The following is a 6,000-nucleotide window of genomic DNA, read 5'->3' on the forward strand; positions in this document are numbered from 1 at the left end:
CTTTGCAGCCTTGCGTAAAATCGCCGAAAAACGCCGCCAAAGGGTTATCGGCTATGGCCGCGCAGGCGCGGAGATTCGGCTTGAGGCCATTGACCCGCTGCCCGGCGGACAAAGACTGAAACTCGTCGTTGACGGCAACCGTTACGCCGTGACCCTGCCGCTGGTCGGCGCTTTCCAGGCCGAGAACGCCCTTTGCGCGTTGGGCGTCGTTATCGCTTGCGGCGAAGACCCGAAATCAGCCGCAGCCGCCCTTGAAATGCTTGAAGGCGTGCCGGGCCGCATCCAGAAAGTAGCCGCCCATCCCGGCGGCGCCGACATTTTCGTTGATTTCGCCCACACCCCGGAGGCCCTCGCCAATGTTCTCACCGCCTTACGCTCCCATGCCGAGGGACGGCTGGCCGTAGTCTTCGGTTGCGGCGGCGACCGCGACCCCGGAAAGCGGGCGGAGATGGGACGCATCGCCTGCAAACTGGCCGATTGCGTGATCGTCACCGACGACAACCCGCGCCGCGAGAATCCGGCGGCTATCCGCCGCCAAATCCTTGACGCCTGCGCGGGCGCCCGTGAAATCGGAGATCGCGCCGAGGCGATTGCGACGGCGCTTGCCGGATTGACCGCCGGCGACCTGCTGGTAGTCGCCGGCAAAGGCCATGAAACCGGGCAGATCGTCGGCGACAGGATTCTGCCTTTCGACGACGCCGAGGTTATACGCGCCGCTCTTAGGGCCAAAACGGCAACTGCCGGCCCCGTGCTGTGGACCTCTCGAAGCGCCGTCGAAGCGACGCGAGGCCGTTGTGATCGAGACTTCGCCGCCACCGGCGTTTCCATCGACACCCGCACCCTTGCTCCCGGCGACCTGTTCGTCGCCCTCAAAGGCCCTAATTTCGACGGCCACGATTATGTGGTTGACGCCATGGCCAAAGGCGCGGCGGCGGCGATGGTCCATCGCCTCCCGGCGGGCGTTTCAGGAGACGCTCCCGTCCTGATGACGGATGACACCATGAAGGCGCTGGCCGATCTGGCCGCCGCCGCCCGCGCCCGCGCCAAGGCCCGCATCATCGCGGTGACGGGAAGCGTCGGCAAGACCGGCATCAAGGAGGCGCTGAAACTGGTCCTCGGCGCCCAGGCGCCGACTTTCGCCAACGCCGGCAACCTCAACAATCACTGGGGACTGCCCCTCAGTCTGGCGCGGATGCCCGAAGAAACGGTCTACGGAATCTTTGAAATGGGGATGAACCATCCGGGCGAGATTACGCCTCTGTCCATGCTGGCAAAGCCCCATGTCGCCGTGATTTCGACGGTGGAGCCTGTGCATAGCGCCTTCTTCAGCGACGTGACGGAGATCGCCGACGCCAAGGCGGAAATCTTCGCCGGCATGGAGCATGGCGCCGACGCCGTATTGAACCGTGACAATCCCCACTTCCAGCGTCTCGCCGATGCCGCCAAGGCCGGGGGAGCAGCAACCGTTCGCAGTTTCGGCGCGCATGAACAGGCATGGGCGCGTCTTGTCGATTGTTCGTTTGAAGCCGACGGCTCGCGCATCACGGCAAAGATAGGCGACGAGATTATTGTCTATCGCATCGGCGTCGTCGGTCGTCATTGGGCGATCAACAGTCTGGCGGTGCTGGCGGCGGTTTCGGCGATCGGCGGAAATGTCGCCAAGGCGGCCATGACGCTGGGCGGCTTCGTCGTTCCCGAAGGACGAGGCCGCGCCGCGTCGGTAAACATTGCCGGCGGGGCCTTCACCGTTATCGACGAAAGCTACAACGCCAGTCCCGTTTCCATGAACGCCGCCCTTGAGGTGCTCGGACGGACGCAACCGGGGCCTGGAGGACGGCGCATCGCCGTGCTTGGCGACATGCTGGAATTAGGCCCTATGGCCGGTCGGCTGCACGAAGAACTGGCCGCCCCCCTGCAACAGAACGGCGTCGATCTGGTGTTTACGGCGGGAGCGAACATGTCCCGCCTGACCGACGTCCTGCCCCGATCAATGCGCGGCGGTCACGCCGCCGACAGCCGCGCCCTGGCGCCGATAGTGACGGCGGCAACTCGTCCGGGCGACGTGGTCATGGTCAAAGGTTCGGCGGGCAGCCGCACCGGGCTGATTGTCAATGCTCTGCGGGAGCTTGCCTCCGGCGACGGCGAACGGCGCGAAATACACGCCGTCAACGGCGAATAAGGGGGAAACCGAAAATGCTGTTCAACTTCCTCTATCCCCTGGCCGATCAGATATCCGGACTGAACGTCTTTCGCTATCTCACTTTCCGCACCGGCGGCGCGGTGATTACCGCGCTTATCGTCAGTTTCATGTTCGGCCCGATGGTCATCAACATGCTGCGCAACCGCCAGGCCGGAGGGCAACCCATCCGCGAGGACGGCCCCGAGACGCACCTGCTGACCAAGAAAGGAACGCCGACCATGGGCGGGTTCCTGATTCTGCTGGCGTTGACCGTGGCGACATTGCTGTGGGCGGACCTCACCAACGGCTATGTGTGGGCGGCCCTGGGCGTCACCGTCGCCTATGGGGTCATCGGCTTCATCGACGACTATCTGAAGGTGATCCGCCGCAACAGCAGGGGATTGCCGGGCAGATTGAAACTGGCGCTTCAGGCGGGCGTCGCCCTCGCCGCGACCCTGTGGATCATCAAGATGATGCCGCCGGGCCTGGGCGCCGTCCTCACCGTGCCTTTCTTCAAGGAACTGCTGCTCGATCTCGGATGGATGTTCATCGCCTTCGCCGTGCTGGTGATGGTCGGCGCCTCAAACGCCGTCAATCTCACCGACGGCCTTGACGGTTTGGCCATCGGGCCGGTGATGATCGCCGCCGGCGTCTTCGCCCTGATCGCCTATCTGGTCGGCAATTCGGTCTTCGCCGGCTATCTGCAACTGCGGCATGTGCCGGGCAGCGGCGAGTTGACCGTGTTCTGCGGCGCCCTGGTCGGCGCCGGAATGGGTTTCCTGTGGTTCAACGCGCCTCCGGCCAAGGTGTTCATGGGCGACACCGGCTCGCTGTCGCTGGGCGGAGCGCTCGGCGTGGTCAGCGTCATCACCAAGCACGAGCTGGTCCTGGCCATCGTCGGCGGCCTGTTCGTGCTGGAAACGGTCTCGGTGATCGTCCAGGTGGCCTCGTTCAAGCTGACCGGCAAGCGGGTCTTCCGCATGGCGCCGCTGCACCACCACTTTGAAAAGAAGGGTTGGGCCGAATCCACCATCGTTATACGGTTCTGGATCATCGCCGCCATCCTGGCGCTGGCCGGCCTGTCCACGTTGAAGCTGAGGTGAGGGAGGCGTGATGATCGACAATCTTCCCTTCGCCGATAAAACCGTCGCCGTTCTCGGCCTGGGCCGCTCCGGTCTGGCCGCCGCGCAGGCGCTGACGGCCGGCGACGCCGATGTGTGGGCGTGGGATGACAACGAGGAAGTCCGCGTCCGCGCCGAAGAGGCCGGCGTGCCGCTGGTTGACCTCAAGACCTGCGATTGGGACCGTCCGAAGGCGCTGGTGCTGAGTCCCGGCATTCCTCACACCCTGCCCAGGCCCCATCCGGTGGTTAATCTGGCGCGCGCCGCTTCATGCGTGATCATCAGCGACATCGAACTGCTGCTCAAGGCGCAACCGGACGCCGCCTACATCGGCATTACCGGCACCAACGGCAAATCGACCACCACGGCGCTGCTCGGACATATCCTTCACGCCGCCGGCCGCGAGGCGGAAATCGGCGGCAACCTGGGCGTTCCGGCGCTGGAGCTTAAGCCGCTCGGCGCCGCCGGCATCTATGTGCTGGAGATGTCATCCTATCAACTGGAATTGACGCCGTCGCTGAAGGTCGAAGTGGCGGTGCTGATCAACATCAGCCCCGACCATCTGGATCGTCACGGCTCCATGGAAGGCTACATCGCCGTCAAGGAGTCCGTCTTCCGGCATTCCGCCGTCGCCGTCATCGGCATTGATGACGATCACAGCCGCGCCATCTTCGAGCGCCTGAAGCAAAACAAGGAGCGAAGGGTGATCCCGGTTTCCGGCTCCGAAATCGCCGCCGGCGGCGTCTATGTCATCGACGGCGAACTTTACGACGATACGGAGGGCGCGGCGGCGCCGGTGTTGAGCCTGAAAAACATTTCGACCCTTGTCGGCGCCCATAATCGGCAAAACGCCGCCGCCGCCTACGCCGCCGCCAGGTCTGTCGGCGTTGCTCCGTTGACGATAGCCGCCGCCATGCGCAGCTATCCGGGTCTGGCGCATCGTCAGGAGATGATCGCCGCCATCGACGGCGTGACCTACATCAACGACAGCAAGGCCACCAATCCCGACGCCGCCGCCAAGGCGCTGTCTTGCTATAACGCCATCTACTGGATCGCCGGCGGTCGCCCCAAGGAGGGCGGGCTGGAGGTTCTTGAGGAACATTTCGACCGCCTTCGCCATGCCTTCCTCATCGGCGAGGCGCAGGATGTCTTCGCCGAGGCCTTCGCCGGCAAGGTGGCGCTTACCAAGTCGGGAGATCTGGCCGCCGCCGTAAGACAAGCCCGCGAAGCGGCGCTGGCCGAGCGCCTTGAAAACCCGGTCGTGTTGCTGTCGCCGGCCTGTTCTTCGTTTGACCAGTTCAGGAACTTCGAGGAGCGGGGCGACGCCTTCCGCCGGTTGGTGTTGTCATGAGCATCATGGCCCGCACCGACAGGAGCATTATCGGACGCTGGTGGTGGACCGTTGACCGCTGGCTGCTGGCGTCGTTGGCGGTTATCACCGCCGTCGGCGCCGTGTTGACTTTGGCGGCGTCGCCGGCGGTTGCCGTGCGCATCGGCTACGATCCTTTCTATTTCGCCCACCGCCAGTTTGTATTTCTGCCGGTCGCCATGCTGTTGATGCTTGCCGTCTCCATGCTGTCGCTTCAGGGCATTCGCCGGCTGGCCGTCGTCTGCCTTGCCGTCTCGATAATGATAATGGTGGCGACGATATTTGTCGGCGAGGAGATCAAGGGCGCCGTCCGCTGGATCAGGCTGGGCGGTTTCTCGTTGCAGCCGTCGGAGTTCGTCAAGCCCGGCCTCGTAGTGGTCGCCGCCTGGATGTTCGCCGAAAGACGCCTGGACGAGCGCTTCCCCGGTTATGCGTTATCGGGCGGCCTGTTCGCCCTGGTGGCCGGGCTTTTAATAATGCAGCCCGATGTCGGCATGACCATCATCGTCTCGGCGGTGTGGGGAATGCAGTTCTTCCTCGCCGGGTTGCCGCTGATTCTGGTTATGGCGATCGCCATGTTGTTTATCGGCGGCGGCGTCGGCGCTTATTTCACTTTCTCTCATGTGAGAGACCGCATTGACCGTTTCCTCGATCCCTCCGGCGAAGATGGTTATCAGGTTGCGCGGTCGCTGGAGGCCTTCCGCAACGGCGGACTGTTCGGGCGCGGGCCGGGAGAGGGACAGGTCAAGTCGGTTCTGCCCGACGCCCACGCCGATTTTATTCTGGCCGTCGCCGGCGAGGAGTTCGGCCTGATTGTCTGCCTGATCGTTGTCGCCCTGTTTGCCTTCGTGGTGTTGCGCGGATTCGGTCGCCTGCTCAAGGAGAACGACTTGTTCACCCTTTTGGCGGGGGGAGGCCTGCTGGCCCAGTTCGGCTTCCAGGCCATCATCAACATGGCTTCGACCACTCATCTGATCCCGCCCAAGGGCATGACCCTGCCGTTTGTTTCCTACGGCGGATCGTCGATGCTGGCGATGGCCTACGCGATGGGAATGGTGCTGGCGCTGACCCGCGAGCGCCCCGGACAGGGAGACATCCGATGACGGCCCCGGAACGTCATTTGGTGGCGCTCGCCGCCGGCGGAACCGGCGGGCATATGTTCCCGGCGGAGGCTCTGGCCGCCGAGCTTATCGGGCGCGGCTGCAAAATCGCCCTGATCACCGACAAGCGCGGCGGCTCTTTCGGCGGACATCAGGCTGACATCGAGACCTATCGCATCCTCGCGTCCGGCCTCGCCGGCAAGAGTCTCGTCAAGCGTCTGCGGGGCGTCT

At 64.2% G+C, this 6,000-nt stretch carries 4 protein-coding genes and 1 pseudogene (1 of these 5 only partly in view); all 5 read left to right on the forward strand.

Annotated elements, in window-relative coordinates; all coding sequences use genetic code 11:
* The first annotated feature begins 748 nt into the window (after positions 1 to 748).
* Positions 749 to 2,179 carry a UDP-N-acetylmuramoylalanyl-D-glutamyl-2, 6-diaminopimelate--D-alanyl-D-alanine ligase gene (locus A3H92_11820; GenBank protein ID OHC73367.1) on the forward strand — a complete coding sequence of 477 codons (1,431 nt, stop codon included), beginning with the start codon at positions 749 to 751 and terminating at the stop codon, positions 2,177 to 2,179.
* A gap of 14 nt (positions 2,180 to 2,193) precedes the next feature.
* Entirely contained in the window at positions 2,194 to 3,282 is a 1,089-nt protein-coding gene (locus tag A3H92_11825; GenBank protein OHC73256.1) for a phospho-N-acetylmuramoyl-pentapeptide-transferase, read from the forward strand.
* A 10-nt stretch (positions 3,283 to 3,292) separates the two neighbouring features.
* A complete protein-coding gene (locus A3H92_11830) occupies positions 3,293 to 4,651 on the forward strand; it encodes a UDP-N-acetylmuramoylalanine--D-glutamate ligase (GenBank protein ID OHC73257.1) in 1,359 nt (452 codons plus the stop codon).
* Entirely contained in the window at positions 4,648 to 5,772 is a 1,125-nt protein-coding gene (locus A3H92_11835; GenBank protein OHC73258.1) for a cell division protein FtsW, read from the forward strand. The genes A3H92_11830 and A3H92_11835 overlap by 4 nt, the downstream gene beginning before the upstream one ends.
* Positions 5,769 to 6,000 (forward strand): annotated as a pseudogene (locus A3H92_11840) (UDP-N-acetylglucosamine--N-acetylmuramyl-(pentapeptide) pyrophosphoryl-undecaprenol N-acetylglucosamine transferase); it runs 64 nt beyond the window's last position. The gene A3H92_11835 and the pseudogene A3H92_11840 overlap by 4 nt, the downstream one beginning before the upstream one ends.

The sequence above is a fragment of the Rhodospirillales bacterium RIFCSPLOWO2_02_FULL_58_16 genome (genome assembly GCA_001830425.1).
GTDB lineage: Bacteria > Pseudomonadota > Alphaproteobacteria > Rhodospirillales > 2-02-FULL-58-16 > 2-02-FULL-58-16.